The sequence below is a fragment of the Kocuria sp. cx-455 genome (assembly GCF_057707085.1).
Genome location: NZ_JBYIPM010000002.1, coordinates 278,867 through 297,888 on the forward strand (window position 1 = coordinate 278,867; position 19,022 = coordinate 297,888).

General features: G+C 64.9%; 11 protein-coding genes and 1 riboswitch. Of the genes, 7 read left to right on the forward strand and 4 right to left on the reverse strand.

The window, feature by feature from the left end; genetic code table 11:
• Positions 1–135: 135 nt before the first annotated feature.
• Together AC3ENJ_RS05120 and AC3ENJ_RS05125 are read left to right on the forward strand one after the other, a co-directional pair.
• Positions 136–3,489 (forward strand): beta-phosphoglucomutase family hydrolase, encoded by a 3,354-nt coding sequence (locus AC3ENJ_RS05120; protein ID WP_431813304.1) that lies wholly within the window; start codon positions 136–138, stop codon positions 3,487–3,489.
• 30 nt (positions 3,490–3,519) lie between these two features.
• Positions 3,520–4,074 (forward strand): gamma carbonic anhydrase family protein, encoded by a 555-nt coding sequence (locus tag AC3ENJ_RS05125; RefSeq protein WP_431813305.1) that lies wholly within the window; start codon positions 3,520–3,522, stop codon positions 4,072–4,074.
• Between the two features lie 70 nt (positions 4,075–4,144).
• Here the strand turns inward: AC3ENJ_RS05125 and purH are convergent, their stop codons facing one another.
• The 3 genes from purH to AC3ENJ_RS05140 all read right to left on the reverse strand — a co-directional run bounded on the left by purH (position 4,145) and on the right by AC3ENJ_RS05140 (position 8,651).
• The gene (gene purH, locus AC3ENJ_RS05130) at positions 4,145–5,755 is read right to left on the reverse strand and encodes a bifunctional phosphoribosylaminoimidazolecarboxamide formyltransferase/IMP cyclohydrolase (RefSeq protein ID WP_431813306.1); all 1,611 of its coding nucleotides are present in this window, start codon (positions 5,753–5,755) and stop codon (positions 4,145–4,147) included.
• A gap of 46 nt (positions 5,756–5,801) precedes the next feature.
• Positions 5,802–6,404: a phosphoribosylglycinamide formyltransferase gene (purN, locus tag AC3ENJ_RS05135; RefSeq protein ID WP_223841299.1), complete on the reverse strand. Its 603-nt coding sequence runs from the start codon at positions 6,402–6,404 to the stop codon at positions 5,802–5,804.
• A gap of 435 nt (positions 6,405–6,839) precedes the next feature.
• Positions 6,840–8,651: a cell division protein PerM gene (locus tag AC3ENJ_RS05140; protein ID WP_431813307.1), complete on the reverse strand. Its 1,812-nt coding sequence runs from the start codon at positions 8,649–8,651 to the stop codon at positions 6,840–6,842.
• A 244-nt stretch (positions 8,652–8,895) separates the two neighbouring features.
• Between AC3ENJ_RS05140 and AC3ENJ_RS05145 the strand changes: the two genes are divergently transcribed.
• Together AC3ENJ_RS05145 and AC3ENJ_RS05150 are read left to right on the forward strand one after the other, a co-directional pair.
• The gene (locus tag AC3ENJ_RS05145; RefSeq protein ID WP_431813308.1) at positions 8,896–10,050 is read left to right on the forward strand and encodes a glycosyltransferase family 4 protein; all 1,155 of its coding nucleotides are present in this window, start codon (positions 8,896–8,898) and stop codon (positions 10,048–10,050) included.
• Between the two features lie 96 nt (positions 10,051–10,146).
• Positions 10,147–10,288, forward strand: a riboswitch (SAM riboswitch).
• Positions 10,289–10,308: 20 nt separating this feature from the next.
• The gene (locus tag AC3ENJ_RS05150; protein ID WP_431813309.1) at positions 10,309–10,605 is read left to right on the forward strand and encodes a hypothetical protein; all 297 of its coding nucleotides are present in this window, start codon (positions 10,309–10,311) and stop codon (positions 10,603–10,605) included.
• A 103-nt stretch (positions 10,606–10,708) separates the two neighbouring features.
• Here the strand turns inward: AC3ENJ_RS05150 and AC3ENJ_RS05155 are convergent, their stop codons facing one another.
• Positions 10,709–13,846 carry a hypothetical protein gene (locus tag AC3ENJ_RS05155; protein WP_431813310.1) on the reverse strand — a complete coding sequence of 1,046 codons (3,138 nt, stop codon included), beginning with the start codon at positions 13,844–13,846 and terminating at the stop codon, positions 10,709–10,711.
• Positions 13,847–13,934: 88 nt separating this feature from the next.
• Between AC3ENJ_RS05155 and AC3ENJ_RS05160 the strand changes: the two genes are divergently transcribed.
• The 3 genes from AC3ENJ_RS05160 to AC3ENJ_RS05170 all read left to right on the forward strand — a co-directional run bounded on the left by AC3ENJ_RS05160 (position 13,935) and on the right by AC3ENJ_RS05170 (position 19,006).
• Positions 13,935–16,991, forward strand: a complete 3,057-nt coding sequence (locus AC3ENJ_RS05160; protein ID WP_431813311.1) for a DEAD/DEAH box helicase — start codon at positions 13,935–13,937, stop codon at positions 16,989–16,991.
• A gap of 155 nt (positions 16,992–17,146) precedes the next feature.
• Positions 17,147–17,692: a TY-Chap domain-containing protein gene (locus AC3ENJ_RS05165; protein ID WP_431813312.1), complete on the forward strand. Its 546-nt coding sequence runs from the start codon at positions 17,147–17,149 to the stop codon at positions 17,690–17,692.
• A gap of 96 nt (positions 17,693–17,788) precedes the next feature.
• Positions 17,789–19,006, forward strand: a complete 1,218-nt coding sequence (locus tag AC3ENJ_RS05170) for a benzoate/H(+) symporter BenE family transporter (protein ID WP_431813313.1) — start codon at positions 17,789–17,791, stop codon at positions 19,004–19,006.
• The last annotated feature ends 16 nt before the right edge of the window (positions 19,007–19,022 follow it).

Consider the following 19,022-nt stretch of genomic DNA (forward strand, 5'->3'; position numbering starts at 1 on the left):
AGCACGCCGACGTGAGGAGCACACTGTTTGCGGGCTACTTTTCATCCAACCGTGACGAGTGTTTCCTTAACGCGTTGCTGACCCCCACCTCATCAGTTCGGATCACCTCTGATCCGCCCAAGGAGACACTGCGCTGTGAACGTTCTGCCCACCGCCCCGTTCACCGCTTCCATGCCCCGGGTCGCGAAGGAGCACGCTCCTTCGGCCCCGGTGGATGTGCTGCGGACCCGCTACTCGGCCGTCATCTTCGACATGGACGGTGTGGTTACGGACACGGCCAGCGTGCACGCCCGCGCCTGGCAGCAACTCTTCGACGCCATTTTGATGGATGATCGGCTCCAACCGGCGGAACCGGGTGCTCAGATCGACCGCTCCGCCTTCGACGTCCTGGGGGAATACCGTACCTACGTGGACGGACGACGCCGCGAGGACGGCGTTCGCGCGCTGCTCGCGGCCCGCGGTGCCATGCTGCCCGAGGCCCGCAATGACGAGGAACCTCGAGCCGGCGACTGGACCGTGCAGGGGCAAGCCGCCACCAAGGACGGTTTCTTCCACGCCGAGCTCAAGGAGCACGGTGTGCGGGTGTTCCCGCGCACCGTGAAGCTCATCGAACGATTGCAGAGCGCCGGGGTTCCCGTGGGTCTGGTCACCGCCAGCCGCAACAGCGGGGTGGTCCTCGCCGCGGCGGGCCTGTCGGAGATCTTCGACGAGATCGTGGACGGCAACATGGCCGCCCAGCAGGACCTGCCCGGAAAACCGGCGCCCGACACGTTCCTGGAATGCGCCCGTCTGTTGAATGTCCCGGCGGAGAACTCCGTGGTCATCGAGGACGCCGTGGCCGGAGTACAGGCCGGTGTGGCCGGTGGCTTCGGACTGGTCGTGGGCATCAACCGTGACAGCGCCCGCGATCGGCTCTACCGCGCAGGCGCCCACGTGGTCCTCAACGATGTCGGTGAACTCGACCTCGGTGCGCTGCGCGATGATCCCTGGACCCTCGCGTTCGAGGGCTTCGATCCCGCGAACGAGCCCCGTCGTGAAGCCCTGTTGACCCTGGCCAACGGCTACATGGGTGTCCGCGGGGCCGCCAGTGAATTCCCCGCGAACGACGTTCACTACCCCGGGACCTACCTGGCCGGTGTGTTCAATCGGGTGCAGAGCAACCTCAACGGCCGTGACGCGGAACACGAGTCCATGGTCAACACCCCCAACTGGTTGCACCTGGACCTGCGTTTCGCGGAGGGTGAGTGGTGGTCCGAGGGCGGTATGCGACCGTCCAAGGAACACGTGGCCCTCGACCTGAGGCGCGGCCTCTTGACCCGCACACTGACGCTCAGTGATCACGAGCCCAGCCCCGACGGCACGACTCGCAGCCTGGACGTGGTGCAACGACGACTTGTGTCCCTGCGCTACCGCCACCTGGGTGCCCAGGAAACCACGCTGATCCCCCGGAATTTCTCCGGCCGACTCCACGTGCGAACCGGTATCGATCCCACGGTGACCAACAGTGGCGTGGCCGAGTACAAGGAACTCAACGCCCACCACCTGATGTTGCTCGAATCCACCACCCTGCCGGACGAGCACGAAACGTTACTCTCCCTGGTGCGCACGACCCAGTCGAAGATCGAGATTGCGATGGCCCAGCGCACCCGGATCGACAGCGACGTCCCGAGCAGTGAACGCCGCGAGATGAGGCCCGGTGGCATTGAATTCCGGCGCCACCTCCTCCAGGTCACCGCGGACCAGCCCGTGATCATCGACAGCACCACGGCCGTGGTGACCAGCCGCGACGCCGCCATCAGCTCCCCCCGCGGAGGCGCGCTGTCCGAGCTGGACCGCAACCCCTTCGGTGTGCGCAAACTGCTGGCATCGCATGAAATCGAATGGGCCCGGTTGTGGGACCGCTACGAGGTCACCCTGGACGCCGCCGAGGACACGCCCGAATCCCGCGGCACCCAGCTGGCCGTGCGCGCCCACCTGTTCCATACCGCCCAGACCTTAGCCCCCCATCTGTCGTTGCGCGACGCGGGCGTTCCGGCTCGCGGCCTGCATGGTGAGGGTTACCGCGGCCACATCTTCTGGGACGAGCTGTTCATCCTTCCCGTGGTGAACATGCGTCACCCCCACGTGACCCGGTCACTGTTGTCCTACCGGTGGCGGCGACTGGCCATGGCACGCCACCGCGCACAGGAGCTCGGTTTGTACGGCACGGCGTTCCCGTGGCAGTCCGGTTCGGACGGCCGGGAGGAAACCCCGCCGGAGCTCTACAACCACCACTCCCGCCGTTGGCTACCGGACAACTCCTGGCGTCAGTTCCACGTTGGCCTGGCCATCGCGTACAACGCGTGGGTGTACTACGAGTCCACCGGTGACATCGACTGGCTCTCCGGCCACGGATCCGAATTGATCATTGGGATCACCCGCTTGTTCGCTTCCCTGGCCGAGTATGACTCCCACGATGGCAAGTACCACATTGCCGGTGTGATGGGTCCGGACGAATACCACGACGGTCCCGCCGGTCAGCACGGCGGCGGCCTCAAGGATAACGCCTACACCAACGTGTTGGCCTCGTGGTTGTTCCGGCACTCGGCCCACATCTTCCACGACATGGTCGAGCATCAGCGTGAGGAGCTCGAATCCCGCTTCGAGATCTCCGGCCAGGAGGTGCAGACCTGGTTGAACATGGCGAAAAACATGTACGTGCCGTTCAATTCCGACGGCACGATTTCACAGTTCGAAGGCTATGACGGCTTGGCCGAGCTGGACTGGGATTTCTACCGCACCAAGTACCACAACATCGGCCGGCTGGACCTGCTGTTGGAGAACGAGGGCGACCTCACCAACAACTACAAGCTGACCAAGCAGGCGGACACCATCATGTTGGTGTACCTGCTCGGCCCCGAGGGTGTCGTGGAAGAGCTTGCGCGCATGGGGTACACGATTGATCATGACACCGTTCAGCGCACGGTCGATCACTACATTGCCCGGTCCTCCAACGGCTCGTCCTTGTCCCGCGTGGTCAATGCCGCGGTTCTGGCGTGGCTGGACCCGGATCGTTCCTGGGGCTCGTTCCAGGATGCGCTCATGGTCGACCTGGACGACACCCAGGGCGGTACCACCGGCGAGGGCATTCACTTGGGTGCCATGGCGGGTTCCGTGGATGTGATCACCCGCGCCTACGCGGGGCTGCGCGTGCGCGGGGACTGGTTGGAGTTCCGCCCCACGCTGCCTCGGGAACTGCAGGCGGTGGACTTCACGGTGCTCTACCGCGGTCAGGTCATTGAAGTCTCCATCGATCAGGACATCCTGGAGCTGGAGGGCACCTCGTCAAAGGCGGACCCCGTCACCATTCACGTCAACGGCGCGGAGTACGTGCTCAAGGGCGGTCAGAAGATTTCCGTGTCCTTGAAACACCGCGCCTCCCGGCGACCCGAAAAGGCCCTGGCCCGGCTCCGCCGCCAGTCCGTGTCGGGCGGTGACGACAACCTCTGATCCGGTACGACGGCGGATAAAATATGGTCCATGACACACAGTGAACCCGCCGGTGCGGTACCGCACGTCCTTCTCCCCTACAACGGCCATGAACCGCAGATCGCCCGGACCGCATTCATTGCGCCCAACGCCACCCTGATCGGCGACGTGGAGATCGGCGAGGGCGCCGGTGTGTTCTACGGTGCCGTGGTGCGCGGCGACCGTTCGCCCTTGCGCCTGGGTGCGGATTCAAATCTCCAGGACAACGTGTCCGTCCATTCCGACCCCGGTCATCCCTGCATCATTGGCGAGCGCGTCAGCGTTGGCCACGGCGCCGTGGTCCACGGGTGCACTCTGGAGGACGAAGTACTCGTGGGGATGAACGCCACGGTGCTCAACGGCGCGGTGATCGGCACCGGCAGTCTCATTGCCGCCGGGGCCGTGGTGCTCGAAGGTGCGCGGGTGCCCCCGGGTTCATTGGTTGCCGGTGTTCCCGGGAAGGTCCGCCGGGAACTCACGGCCGAGGAGCGCTCGGCCGTGCGTGAGAACGCCGAACACTACATTGAGCTGTCCCGGGAGCACCGCGCAATCAACGGCCAGCAATAACCCGCGCACCGGGAGCACCGGGGTTCCGACGCGCTCGGGCGAGGCAACTGCCCAGCTGAAAAACCGTGGCTCAGTGGAAGAAGTGACGTGCCCCGGTGAAGTACATGGTCACACCGGCCGCCTGTGCAGCCGCGACAACCTCTTCGTCGCGGATGGAACCGCCCGGCTGGACCACGGCGCGCACACCGGCGTCCAACAACACCTGCAGGCCGTCCGCGAACGGGAAGAACGCGTCCGACGCCGCCACGGCGCCGCGGGCCCGCTGGGAGCCGTCCTCGGCGAGTGCGTTGGCGCGTTCGACGGCCAGTTTGCAGGAGTCCACGCGGTTGACCTGGCCCATGCCGATGCCCACGGACGCCCCGTGATCGGCCAGCAGAATGGCGTTGGACTTCACCGCGCGCAGCGAGCGCCACGCGAAGTCGAGGTCGGCCAGGGTCTGCTCGTCGGCGGGTTCACCGGCGGCCAGGGTCCAGTTGGCGGGATCGTCACCGGGGGCGTCCAAGCGATCGGCCTGTTGGAACAGGGCTCCCCCGGACACGGCGCGGTACTCCAGCGGATCACGCCCGAAACCTTCCGGCAGCTCGAGCAAGCGGATGTTCTTCTTGGCCTGCAGGATCTCCAGAGCGGCGGGTTCGAAACTTGGCGCCACGACGACCTCCGTGAAGATGCCCTTGAGCGTTTCGGCCATGTCAGCCGTCACGGTGCGGTTCGCGGCTACCACACCACCGTAGGCGGACAGGGGGTCGCACGCGTGAGCCTTGCGGTGGGCATCGGCTATGGGGTCCGTGGCACCCGCTGATGCCACGGCCACACCACACGGGTTGTTGTGCTTGACCACGGCAACGGCCGGCTGGTCATAGTCGTAGGCGGCGCGCAGTGCGGCGTCGGCGTCCACAAAGTTGTTGTAGGACATGGCCTTGCCGTGCAGCTGCTCGGCCTGGGCAATGCCCGGCGAGGCGGCGTCGTCCACGTAGAGCGCGGCCTTCTGGTGGGGATTCTCGCCGTAGCGCAGGGACGCGGCGCGCTGGAACGCGAGACCGGCGTAGGGCGGCCAGAAGTTCGCCTCCGTGTCGGTGTCGAACTGCTGGGCGGTCCACGTGGCCACGGCGGTGTCATAGGCGGCCGTGTGCGCGAACGCGGTCGCGGCCAACTTGCGGCGAGCGGTGAAATCGTAACCGCCTCCCCGGGCGGCATCGACCACGCCCGGGTAGCTAGCGGGGTCCACCACCACGGATACGGCCGCGTGGTTCTTGGCGGCGGCACGCACCATGGACGGGCCACCGATGTCGATCTGCTCGACCACGTCGTCCTGAGCGGCGCCCGAACGCACGGTGTCGACGAACGGGTAGAGGTTCACGACCACCAGGTCGAAGGGCTCGATCTCGAGTTCCGCCAATTGGTCGATGTGCTCCTGCTTGCGGCGATCGGCCAAGATCCCGGCATGTACCCGCGGGTGCAGGGTCTTGACGCGGCCGTCCAGGCATTCCTGGAACCCGGTGACCTCGGAAACCTCGGTGACGGGCACGCCAGCCTGGGAGATCCGCTGCGCCGTGGAGCCGGTCGAGACGATACTTACTCCGGCCTCGTGCAGGCCGCGCGCCAGCTCCTCCAGGCCGGTCTTGTCATACACGGAGATCAAGGCGCGCTTGAGGGGTACACGGTCCAGCTGAATCGAATTCACAAAAACTCCAGGAGAGGTAGGGATGGTGCCGGTGGCACAGGAAAGTCTACGACTGCTCTTTCCCCGGTGAATCAAAGTTAACCTCGCGGCTCAGTGTCGCCAGGGCATTGACGAGGAGACCGCGTTCGGCGGATTTGATGCGTTCGTGCAGGGTTTCCTCGGTATCCTCCGGGGTCACCGGCACGGCCACCTGGGCCAGGATCGGGCCGGCATCCACGTCTGCCACGACCTCGTGCACGGAGGCGCCGGTGACCTTGACACCGAAGTTCAAGGCGTCCCGCACGGCGTGCGCGCCCGGGAACGAGGGCAGCAGCGAGGGGTGCGTGTTGATGATCCTGCCGGCGAAACGCGCTACCAATTGAGCGTCCACGATACGCATGAACCCGGCGAACACAACGCGGTCCGGGTTGTAGTTGGCGATGGCGCGTTCCAGGCTCCGGTTCCACTGCTCCCGCTCCGGGTAATTCGCCAGCGGCACCAAAAACGTGTCGATCCCGGCGGCCTCCGCGCGTTCCAAACCTGCGCACGGTTTGTCCGCGCCGACCGCGACAATGTCCACGTCCACGTGGCCTTTGTGCAGCGCATCAATGATTGCCTGCAAATTCGTACCGGAACCGGAAACCATGACCACGAGTCGCATACCGATCATGCTAGCGATTTTCTGCGGTCAACCCGGACCCTGCCGCTGCCCTACAGTGGAGATCATGCAGGATTCCGACGGCCCAGACACAGCACGCGCGTCCTCCCGTTTGAGGCTTGCCGGTGTGGCAGCGGGTCTCGCCCTGCTGTCCTCCGCCCTGGTGACCGGTCTCGTGTGGTCCACGGCCGTGGGCGTGGTCATGGCACTGGCCAGCGTGGTCCTGGGCATCGTGGTGCTGAGCACGTCCCGCACGGTGCAGCCCCGCATGCTCCTCACGTTCCTGGCCGTCCTGGCCATTGTGTGGGGCGGGTTCAATGCCTTTGGTGGTGGGGCACGGTTGGCCGTCTGGCCGGCCTCGCAGGTCTACCAGGAGTGCGCCTCCTCCGCCCTCACGCTGTCCTCCACCAGTCACTGTCAACGCCAGCTCACGGACAATATTTGGAACTACCTCTCCGGCTCGGAGCTCGAGACCGGTCCGGGGGAATCATCGCCGGAGCCCGCGCCGTCGGGGTCGCCCACTACGTCGGGGGCGCCCGCCGCGTCGGAGTCTCCCGCATCGGCAGAATCCCCGGAATCCGCCCACGTTCCGTCGAACACGGCCACGCCGGCGCCGTCCGCCACGGTTGAGTCCGCTTCACCCGCCCCCTGAGGGGTCACCGCTGTCGACCCGTTCGCATTCCACGGAACGCGGTTCCGATCGCCGCCGACGCCGCTCGATCCAGTTCCGGTCCCGGTCTCATCGCCCCGGGGCCGGACCGGTGCCGGAGTCTCGGTCTGCTGCGGTTGGCGGTCATCCGGCCGCGCGTCCGCCTCGGGCACCGCTAGCCGTGCGGCCTTTCGCCGTACTGATTTCCTGGCCGCTCGCTTCTGCCGGGCTTGCGCCTTCTTGGCCTGTTTGGCTTCTACCTTGGCGGCCCGGGCGGCCGCGGAGGCTTCTGCACCGTGGCGCTGCTGGTCTTCGGGATCAGAATTGCCCCGGGGCGGCTCCTCCAGGGAACTGTTCCACGGATTCTTTCGATAGCCCTCGCGTTCGAGCCACGGGCCCAGGATGTATCCGATCACGCCGCCCGCGGTGATTTCGGCGCCGGCCCACAGGAACACGTGCCACGCATTGGGCCCGATGTCCGTGAGCCTCCCCATGCCCAGCGATCCCTGGGACAACCAGGCGAGCAAGGCCACGAGACCCGCGCCGATCGCGGCGATGAACGCGACGGTCAGCACGGTCGAGACGATGAACGTGAACCACCGCATGGGCAACCTGATGGCCATCCAGTCGTCCAGGTGATTCTCGCCCTCGCGCAGGAACCACCAGCCCGCGAGCACTCCGGCCAGCACCGGTAGCACCACCACGGCGGGGGCATAAACCCACGGACCCCCCTCCGGGAGGGCCGCAAACGGCGGGAACTGCGGCAACGCACCCAGTGACGTCTCGAATGGCGAAGTGAGTGCGCCCTCCCCGACCGAGAATCCGGCCCCGCTGATCCACGCGGCGGACCACACGATCATGTTGGGCAGATAGCCGAACTGCAGCGCCGTGAGGGCGGTGTCACCGGCGGCGCCCGTGCCCAACCGCTGGTACACGGCAATGATCCGGTCCCAATTCCACACCAGCGTCACCGCGGTGACCAACGCACCCGCGGCGATCATGGCCACGGCGGACAAGAACCCCGCGCGTACCACGGCCCAGAGGTAGGAACCCGCCCACCTGGAGTACTGGCTGGTGCGCTGGATCCACGATGCGGCGTCGGCACCCAGGATCGCGGCCAATGAGCGCGATACGCTCCACCCCCCAACCAAAGTCCCCAGGCCCGCGGGAATCAAGGGGAACACCGCACCGGCCGGCACGCTGACCGAGACGTACTCGGTGCTACTCACGAGCGCCACGAGCGCTCCGATCAGCGCGTAGCTGACCATGCCGGCACAGAAGGGGATGAGGAACTGACCGCGCCAGCACGCGCGCGCAATCCTCCTCCCCGCGATGACCGACAGGGCGAACGGTATGAGGGTGAGGCCCAGGGGGACCAGGGTGAGAGTTCCACCCCCGGAGGACAGGTCGATGCCCTGGATCGCCGCCATGGTCAACGGCGTACAGTGCGCCACCAGCCACACCTGACCCGCAAGCTGAAGTCCGCCCAACACACCTAACGAATCGAACCCGCCGGCCAGCCACACCGCTGCCATCACCAGCCCGGTGAGTAACAAGCTCACGGCCGCCACGGCAATGAGTTCAACCACTCCTTGCAACCACAGGGGCATGGGGAATCCGCCCTCACGGCCGCCCCGGGGAGAACCGGGCGAGGGCGGTGCGGCGGGTGAATCTCCGGGGTCATTGTTTCGACGGCGCTGCGACCGCTCGCGAACCCCGGACAGGGTGCTGGAAAAGGTGGGGAAGTTCATCGCCCCCCATCTTTCCACGTCCCCACCGGAGTTGGCCCAGACTTCACCGACAGGTCACCGGGGCTTGGACGTCCGGTGACCCGACCGGGCCATCGTGTTAACCGTGAAAATCGCAGTGGTTGCCGAACAATTCCTCCCCCACGTCAACGGCGTAACGCATTCCGTGGTGCGAGTCCTGGACTACCTTCGGGCGCAAGGCCACGAAGCCATGGTCATTGCCCCGTCCTACGACAAGTTCAGCACGTTGGGTTCCGTGGCCACCCTCGACGGTGTCAGGGTCCAACGCATTGCATCCATTCCGCTTGCCGGATACCCGGACGTGCGGGTGGCCAGCTGCACTGTGGCCCGCATGCAACGAATCCTGACCCGTTTCCAACCGGACGTCGTTCACGTTGCCTCACCCTTCGTCCTGGGGTGGCAGGCCATTCAAGCCGCCAAGAACCTGGGATTACCGTGCGCCGCCGTGTACCAGACGGACATCCCCGGATACGCGGCGCGGTACGGCGCGCCCGTTCTGGAAAACGTGTTGTGGAGCCATGTGCGAAACATGCATAATTCCTCGACCGTGACCCTGGCACCGTCAACGGCCGCCATTTCGCAGCTGCATGCCCACGGTGTGCAGCGCGTGCGCATGTGGCGGCGCGGGGTGGACACTCGCCGGTTCGATCCCGCCCGCCGCGATCAGGACTGGCGCGAACGCGTGGGCGGCGGGCGCAAGCTCGTGGGCTACGTGGGTCGTCTGGCACCCGAGAAGCAGGTTCAGGACCTCGTGGTGCTGGACTCGCTGCCCGACACCCGGTTGGTGATCATCGGGTCGGGACCGGAGAAGGAGATGTTGCGCCTCATGCTTCCCAACGCGTACTTCGCGGGCTTCCTGGACGGTGACGCACTGGCCACCGCCATGGCCTCCCTGGACGTGTTCGTCCACTCCGGTGAACACGAGACCTTCTGCCAGACGATCCAGGAAGCCATGGCCAGCGCGGTTCCCGTGGTGGCGGTGGGTCGAGGAGGGCCCGTGGACCTTGTCGATTCATCCCGCAACGGTTGGCTGTACAAGCCCGGCGACACCGAGATGCTCCGCGCTCGCGTGGTGGATCTCGTGGGTGACAACGCTAAACGCGCCGCCTTCTCCCGCACCGCGTACGACTCCGTGCAGACCCGCACGTGGACCGCCGTGTGTGATCAGCTCATGGATCACTATGCACGGGCACGAACCATTGCCTCGCGCGCGCGCAGGTTGTCCACAACATCGCCGTGATCCGTGGTGCACAAACGATTCGTTGGTTAACTTTTGGTGACGTTATGTGACATTCCCTGGTTTACCACGCCGTCGACCCGCTACGCTCGAATCCAGCTTCACGAGATGCGCTCTGGCGCGCGGTGTTAACACCGCGCGCCCGTTGGGCTCCAACCCGGCGCGCGCCAACCCTCGGTTCAGGGGTGGTTTGGATGACGAAGCGGCTGTGGCGCAACCGCGTGCGCAGCAAGAGCCTTTCTGTATGAAAGCACAACACTGATGAAGAACATTCAACAACTACGCGCAACGACCGAGTCCTCTCGAGAACAATGGGTTGACGTCACCGTCGACATCGACCCCGACCACCACGTGGTGCGTCTCACGGACTCCAATGGGGACGTTCATGAATACCTGAGCGGCAACGTTCGCGCCCTGGTTCACGCAACCGCCCACAATCGCGGCCGCGCCCAGTGGTGCGAGAAGTACCGTCAGCTCCTGGTTCCCGGAGCGTCCAACGTTTCCGGCGGTGTTCCGTTCTACAAATTGGAACCGAAACCGGTGGCGCTCAGCGCCTGATCGGGACCGAACGTGCTGAGGCCCCGCACCATTGGATGGTGCGGGGCCTCAGTCGTGTATTCACACCGTGCCTAGTGCGCGGGCGAATCATGATCAACGATTCTCAGGCCAGCAGTTTGGCCACCAATGCGCTCGCGAACTCCTCGGAGATGTCCCCGTAGTTCAAGGAGAAGTCCTCGTCCACCTTGGTCGGCAGCAGACCGGAACACAGCACCGCGGCCCGGCCGTAAAGCCCCGGCAACTCCGCGCCGATCGGCACGGACACCAACTGCAGCTCCGAATCGTAACTGACCAACGGTGCCCCGTTGTCCCGAGCGGCCAGGTGCTTACCCAGTGCGGAGGACACCGGGCGGGCGTGGCCCGAAGCGACGTCGGCCTCGGTGCGGAACGCGTAACGGGTGCGATGGTGGTGATTGATGCGGAACAGCCCCGCCTGGTTACGGTCCTCCGTGGCCTCCCATGTGGCGTCTTCGGGAACGAAGTGCTCGGCCACGCCGTTGTACTGCATCTCGATCAGCGGCAACGATTCCACGACCGAAGACAGGGGTGGCAATGTGTCGAGCATGACGGGTCCCGCCTCGTAAACCACATCGCACGCGCCATGGGGAAGCTCGTCACGCAGAGCATCCAGGTCCACGTCCTGCAACAGCGTGGTTGCGTGGTCCTCGGGCGAGAGCACCACGACCTCCGCGCCCAGCGATTCCGCGATGCCCGTCACCGTTTCCTCCTGCTCCGCACGCCAGCCGCCGGTGAGCAACACGGAACCATCCACCAACTGTGTCAGCGCGGGTGAGCACACCTGCCAGCGACGTACGGTCCAGCTGCCGTCGCGAATGACTTCCAGGAAACCCAGGGCCTGTAAATGCCCCACGAACCATTCTTCGAAGCGTTCGGAATCCTCGGCCTGGCGGGCGACGATCGACAGGCTCCCCCGTTTGCCGCCACCCAAAAACGTCAGCGCGTCCTTTAACGGTGCCCAGGACCCGGGATAGTCGCCGTAGTCGGGACCGATGAACTGCAAGGACTCCACCGAACCGGTCTGACCGACCGCGGACAGCTTGGTGAGCCGCCCGGGGTAGCGCTTGGTGAGCCCGCAACGGCGGCAGCGTCCGAAGATCCACGGCGCCTTGGCCTTGGGGTCCATGGGCGGCAGGATCACCTTGTGCTTGCCGGTGCTCAGGCACGATGGCCCCTCGGGTGCGGGAAGTTCATTGCTGCGCTCGGGGTGCATCAGACCCTCGGCCGAATGCCAGCCCGCGATCCCGGGGACCGTCACGTGCGGTGCGTCCGGCGCCAGTTCCACCGAGTCCATGTTGTCAAAGGAACCCTGCACGTATTCATCCGGCAGCTCGTCCAGGGTGGTCGAGGTGACGGGCCACAACGGCTCCTGCGCCACGTGCACCATTTCACCCTCGTAGCCCAGCGAGCGCTGAGTGATGTAGAAGGAGCTGTCACGGACGCGGAATTCCAGGCGCTGTTTGACGGTGCGCCCAGCCTTGAGCACCAGCGTGTAGTCGCTGGGCTTGAGCGTCTTGTTGTCCCGGATCAGGTCCGAGCCCTCCAAGCTCACCTGGAAAGGTGGCACTCGAGGGGCCGACAGTTTGGTGGACATCAGCTTGAACGAGTGCGGGTTCCGCCATTCGCATTCCAGCGACAGCGGATCATCGGAGTCCGAGGTGACCGTGATCTGCGGTGGCCGCAACGCCGAGAATCGTCTCACATCTCCCGGGATGCGCAGGCCACCGGACAGCGTGACGGCCGGCACCAGGCGGGGCACCAGCCCGGCGAAGTTGTCGTTGGCAGTGAGCATCGGGTCACCGGCGCGCAGCACCTGGACATCGTCGAACAGCACCCAGTCCTCGGGCAGTCCGTTCTCCCCCGGGCCCACAATGCGGTAGTCCGGTGAGGCCGAGTCATCAAGGATGGCGGTGATCTGCTCGACCCATTCTGGTTTGTTCTGCACCAAGATCCGTGACGGCCACGCGGCAGGGATGTGATCCACCGAGATGAACGTGTCCGAGTAGGCGTCCTTGGCGAACACCACGACCGGCCGCGGGTTCCGGGTGATGGCGGTGTCACCGTTGCTGAGCGTGAGTTCACCGGACAATAACGTCTCGTTGGACATACGCGAGTTGTAGGCGGAGATCCCCAAGTACGCGTCACCGATGTAGGACAAGAACATGGTGCGCGGCCCGGCCTCGGTGGCCAATTCCACTTCACGCCCGGAAATCATCCGCTTGGGCACCACGAATCCGAGCTCGAAGATCGGGTTGCCCACGTAATCGGTTCCGTCAGTCATGGACAGGCTGACACTGCGGGGGCCCAGGTGTCGCGAAGCTCGTCGCTCCGTGGCAACCGCCGCGGCGGCGTCGTCGTCGCGGGAGGATTCCCACGCGCCCAGCTGAGCCAACGCGACCTGGAGGCCGGCGTCGCGAGTGAGCGGGTTGGACCAGATGCGACGCATGCCCTTGGAAACGTCCGTGTCCGCGATGTCGAGCCAGAAATCCACGTAGATTCCCAGTTCCTGGGCGCTCATTCCCTGGGCCGTGGTCAGCTCGAGGTCCTCGAACATGCGGTGCAGCTGCCGCAGCTCGGCCTCCCCGAACATTGTCTGGGACAGCGCCAGGCCCACGGGCCGATGGTTCACCGCGTGGGCGGAGGGCAGGCCGAACTGCCCGTCGAAGAGTTCCAACCAGTATCGCAGGGCGTCCCAGTACATCTCGGAGTCCTTGCGCACGGCCGTCTCCAGGGCCTTGGCGTTGTCCTGACCGGCTTGCAGTAAAATCGCCAACGGTAGGTAGAACGCCGACACGGATTTGTTTCCCGTGCGGGCCGCGAGCGCGGACATGTGCCGCCCGGCCAGGGAGAACAGGGCCAACAATGCCACCACGGGCGGCGGCCCGATCCTGTTGAGGTCGTTGAGCTGACGCCTGGAAGCCCGGTACCAGGCTTCCGTCAGCTTGTTGAAGGCGTCGAACATCGAACGGCGAGATCCGTCCGCCACCAACAACGGCGTCACGGAATCGGCCATGGCCCGCAAAGCGGACGGCCCGTCCAAACCGAATTCCGCCCCGATCTTCTCGAGGGTTTTGTCGTCCAGGTCCAGGTGGACCAGTTCACCGGATGCCTGCGTGCCACAGAAAGCCCTGGCCACAGCGTCGTTCCAGCGTAAATACTCAACTTCTTGGGGTCCCGATGCAATGGCGTGGTCTCCCGTGTGGAGCCCGGCGGCGTCTGCCACGAATCCTCCGTCTGCGCCCAGTGGCGCGGTGACAATAAATCCAGTTCACCATGATTATAGGTTTCCGACGCCGCCTCGAGACGCCGGTGTGACAGCCGCCATCACCGCGCGCGCCCTGTGCGTGTCCCCGGAGGGCGGTACGGTAATTGGCATGGATGGTGACGTACGTTTCGCGAGCGCTCGGCCCACTGGGCTCACAACCGACTGGCGCAGTGAACTGTCCCGCATCGTCCCCGGTTCCGATCACGATCGGGTGGTGACGGACCCCGAACACGGCCCACTGGTCGCCTTGGAATTGAACCTGTCCCGGGTGCAGCATCGCGGCCCCCGCGCTTGGCAGCAGGACCACAACGCCGTACCGGTCACATTGACGGCACGCCCGGTGCTTCGCGGCCAACGCTCCGGCTGGATCCATACCGGCATCGACTGGGGCAATTTGGCCAATCATGCCCGCTCCGGGCGGCTCACCGAGGATCAGTTGGATTGGTTCGAGGAGCTGAGAGCGCTGTCCGAATCCCACCGGGGTTCGTACGCCGTGGACCGGCACCAGCTCCACATGGAGCGCTACACCTCTCCCCTGCTGTGGCCCATCCTGAACCGCGCCGAGGTGCTGGGCATTCCTTTGGTCTCGCAGGGCACAGGTCAGCGGGTTGCCGTGGGGCCGGCCGGCAGATTCGAGGTCAGTGTCAGTTCGGATGAGAACGGGGCTCTCAAGCTGTACCCGCACCTGGTCATGGCCGACAGCGAGATCCCACTTCACTGGACCAGGATCATCGGGCAACCGGGCCACGGCCTGTTCTTCCCCGAGGCTCAGCCACGTGAGCTGGAATTGGCCGATGATCTCAACCAGTTCCCATTGCACCTGGTCCCGTTGGCCACGCGGTTGAATCAACAGCAGCGCTCATTCCTGGACCGGGCGGAAGAACTCACCATTCCCCGTGACGGCGTGGACGAGTTCTTCGAACGGTATTTCCCGCGCCTGCATCAAAGCATGGACATCACCGCCACGGACGGTTCCTTGGAGCTGCCCCAGGTGGCGGATCCGGAAATGGTGCTCACGGTCCACCATGACGACCTTACGGAACGGGTGGAGTGGGAATGGGAGTACCAAAAGGGCCGCGAACGCATCCGCCTGCCGTTCCGGCCCTTGAATCCACTGGCCGATGAGCCGGTGAACCGGGAGTCCAGATGGGAGTCCTCCGTGGTGCAGGCGGTGCACCGCAGGATTCCGGAACTGGACTTCAAGCGCAGTTCCTACGCCGCATCCGACGCCCTCCGGTTCATCCGGGTGTGGTTGCCCCTGTTGCGAAAGGTCCCGGATCTGCGCATCGAGGAAACCGGTGGCATCCCCGCGTATCGAGAAGTCACCCGCGCCCCCGAGATCACTGTGTCCACGGCGCCCACCGAACATCGGGATTGGTTCGGGCTGGGTGTCACCATCAGGGTGGGCGAGCACTACGTACCGTTCTCGGACATTTTCCAAGCCCTGGACGTCGGTCAGGACGTCTTGCTCATGCCGGACGGTTCCTATTTCCCCTTGGACCGCCCCGAATTCCTCCGGCTGAAGCAGTTGATCGCCGAGGCTCGCTCACTACAGGAGGACAAGAGTGCGCCCCTGTCCCTCAACCGGTACCAGGCCGGGTTGTGGGAGCAATTCGAGGACATCGCCACGGACACCCACCAGGCCGAACAGTGGCGCAACGGTGTCCGGGCGCTGGCCAACCTCCAGGAGATTCCGGCCCCCGCAGAACCGGAGTCCCTCCAGGCGAACCTTCGCCCCTACCAGTACGAGGGCTACCGCTGGCTGAGTTTTCTGTGGGACCACTCCTTGGGCGGCATCCTGGCCGATGACATGGGACTGGGTAAGACCGTGCAGACGATTGCCGCGATTCTCCGTGCACGCGATGCGGACCCGGACCTGCCACCGTTCCTGGTGGTGGCGCCCACGTCAGTGGTCGCCAACTGGACGGCCGAGCTCAAGCGCTTCGCGCCGTCGTTGACCATTGAAACCATGAACTCCACGCGCCAGCATTTGCCGGAGACCGCTCGCGGGGCGCACGTGGTGCTCACTTCCTACACGCTGCTGCGTTTGGAGGCTGATCTCTACCAGTCCCTGCCGTGGGCCGGGGTGATCATGGACGAGGCCCAGTTCGTTAAGAATCCGCGCACCAAGGCCTATCGTGCCGTGAAGGATCTCTCGTCCCGGTTCAAACTCGCCATCACCGGCACACCCATGGAGAACAACCTCTCCGAGTTGTGGTCGCTGTTCTCGTTGACGGCCCCCGGGTTGTTCCCGTCCAAGAAGAAGTTCACCGAGCTCTACCAGACTCCGATTGAACGAGCTCAGGACCCGGACGTGTTGGCGCGGTTGCGCACGCGGATCCGCCCGTTCATGCTGCGCCGCACCAAGGGCGACGTCGACCTGCAACTGCCCCCGAAACTGGAGCACACGCAGCACGTGGGGTTGAATCAGGCTCATCGCACCGCCTATGACCGACGGTTGCAGCGGGAACGGGCCAAGATCTTGGGGTTGCTGCAGAATTTTGATCGCAATCGCTTCACGATCTTCCAGTCGTTGACCACACTGCGCATGTTGGCCCTGGATCCCGCCTTGGTGGACCCGGAGTCCACGGCGTCCTCGTCCAAGTTGGATGCATTGTTCGAACAATTGCCCCAGATCGTCGCGGAGGGCCACCGCCCCCTGGTATTCAGCCAGTTCACGAGTTTCCTCAAGCTGGTGGCCGCCCGGCTCGACGAAGCCAAGATTCCGTACAGCTACCTGGATGGCTCCACCAGGGACCGGGCCGGCGCGCTCGAGAAGTTCCGCAGCGGCAGGGCACCCGTGTTCCTGGTGAGCTTGAAGGCCGGCGGTTTCGGTATCAACCTGACCGAAGCCGACTATTGCTACCTCCTGGATCCGTGGTGGAACCCCGCCACGGAGAACCAGGCCGTGGACCGGACCCACCGCATCGGCCAGACCATAAAGGTCATGGTGTACCGCATGGTTGCGGAGAACACCATTGAGGAGAAGGTCATGGAACTGAAGCAGCGCAAGGCCGATCTCTTCGCCGCGGTCCTCGACGACGAGCGCGCCTTCTCCTCCGCCATCACGGCCAATGACATCCGTACGCTCCTCTCCCCCTGAACCGCCGTTCAACGGTGAGTCATAATCGCGCGGGGTGTCGACCAGCCCCGCGCGGGTAGCTACCGTGAATAACAGCGGCACCCATTGCTGCGAGCAGTCCTCCTCGATTGTTCCCCCTGATCAGCCGCAGTTTTCTCGCGTTCGGAGTGAAACTCATGCCCCCCACCGTCAACCCGGAGACACCCGTCCCCGGGGCTCGTCACAGACTTGAACGGGCCGGTATCGGAGTGGTCGAGGTCACGGAGACCTGCCCTCCGGCCACCGAGTGGGGAAAACTGGAAAATCTTTTCACCGTGGCCATAGCAGATCTCCTGTGGAATGACTTCTTGGTCATTGAGTACGACGACGCTCCCGCAGCTTCCGACACGCCCGCCGCGTGGGTTCGCACGGGCCCCGGTGGTGCGGAGTGCGCTGTCAGCTCGGCCCGTCAGCTGCCGCCCGAGGCATGGCCTCATCGCACCGAGTTCTTCGAAGCGGCCAGCTGGCGTCAGCCGTTGGGCTCAGATCAACCGTGGACCTCGGGTCCGCACCCGCCCGCGGAGGCCGCTCACCGGGTTCTCACCGCCCTGCGTTACGGCCGGTCGTGCAACAATCCCTATGCCTTCCACTGGGGCACCGGTAGTTTTCCGGTCCCGGAAGGACACACCGGAACTCTGACGGTCATCGACCGTGAGCAGTGCCCCACGAACACTGATATTTGAGTCGGATAAAATAGTGCCCCATTCATATTTCCCCCGGTGTGAGTTTCCCCATAGGGTGGGCTGAGCCCCACGCATTTCCCTACCACCGGGAGAACCATGAGCACGCAAGCGCAGCCACGTCAATGCAGCCCCAGACCGTCATTGCGCAAGGACTGGTCACTGTCGGCAACTCTCGCGGGATTCGTTGCCGTGGTTGTCTCCTACGCCGGTCCTCTGCTCGTGGTCCTGGAAGCAGCCCGGGCCGCCGAATTGAGCTCCGCACAGACGGCATCGTGGGTGTGGGCCATTTCCGTGGGTTCGGGGATCACCTGCGTACTGTGCAGCTGGTGGTTCCGGCAACCCGTCATGGTTGCGTGGTCGATCCCCGGGGCGGCACTGCTGATCACTTCTCTGGGCAATTACACCTTCTCGGACGCCATTGGTGCGTACATCGTCACGGCGGTGTTGGGTCTACTGCTGGGCGTCACGGGATTGTTCGGCAAGATTCTGAACGCGATCCCCAAACCCATCACGGCTGCCGTTCTCGCGGGCGTGCTCTTGCCCTTTTCCATCCAAGTTGCCCCGTCCGTGGTCGAAAATCCCGCTCCCGCGGGCGCCCTGGTGATCGGCTACCTCATGGGAAAGCGTTTCATCCCCCGCTACGCGGTGTTCGTGGCCATGGCCTCGGGGATAGCGGTGGCCTGGATATCGGGAGCCATCACGTCCGTCTCCCCGGACTTCGGCTTGACCGTCCCGGTTCTGACCCTGCCCACGTTCTCCTGGGCCGCCATCGCCGGCATCTCCGTACCGCTCCTCATCGTGACCGCCGCCGGTCAGAATGCCCCCGGGTTGGCCATGATGAAAACGGCGAACTTTCCGCCCCATGACCGTGCCCTGTTGGGCGCAAGCGGAATTTCCTCGATCCTTTTCGCCCCCTTCGGCTCCCATGCCTTGAATTTGGCCGCCGTGACCGCGGGCATCGCCACGAGCCCCGAAGCGCACCCTGAACACCGACGTCGTTATATCGCCGGCATCGCGTGCGGTGGCTTCTATATCGTGTTCGGCGCTTTCGCCTCCACCATCGTCACCTTGTTCTCGGCCATCCCGCCGGGCATGATCTCTGCACTGGCCGGCGTGGCCCTGCTTGGCGCGCTGCAGGGGTCAATGTTCGACTCCATGCACCAAGGCAATTACCAGCCGGCCGTCATTGAGGCCGCACTGATCACGCTGGTCGTGACCGTGTCGGGCATCCAGCCTTTCGGCATCGTCTCGGCCTTCTGGGGAATTCTGGTGGGCGTAGTAGCCTTCGCCATCCTGCGACGGCGATCCCGCTGACCGGACGGTCCGGGCA

Excerpts from the sequence above, each read along its gene's own strand:
- AC3ENJ_RS05125 (WP_431813305.1), top strand. The coding sequence starts at position 3,520 with ATGACACACAGTGAACCCGCCGGTGCGGTACCGCACGTCCTTCTCCCC.
- purN (WP_223841299.1), bottom strand. The coding sequence starts at position 6,404 with ATGATCGGTATGCGACTCGTGGTCATGGTTTCCGGTTCCGGTACGAAT.
- AC3ENJ_RS05140 (WP_431813307.1), bottom strand. The coding sequence starts at position 8,651 with ATGCCCCTGTGGTTGCAAGGAGTGGTTGAACTCATTGCCGTGGCGGCC.
- AC3ENJ_RS05150 (WP_431813309.1), top strand. The coding sequence starts at position 10,309 with ATGAAGAACATTCAACAACTACGCGCAACGACCGAGTCCTCTCGAGAA.
- AC3ENJ_RS05165 (WP_431813312.1), top strand. The coding sequence starts at position 17,147 with ATGCCCCCCACCGTCAACCCGGAGACACCCGTCCCCGGGGCTCGTCAC.
- AC3ENJ_RS05170 (WP_431813313.1), top strand. The coding sequence starts at position 17,789 with ATGAGCACGCAAGCGCAGCCACGTCAATGCAGCCCCAGACCGTCATTG.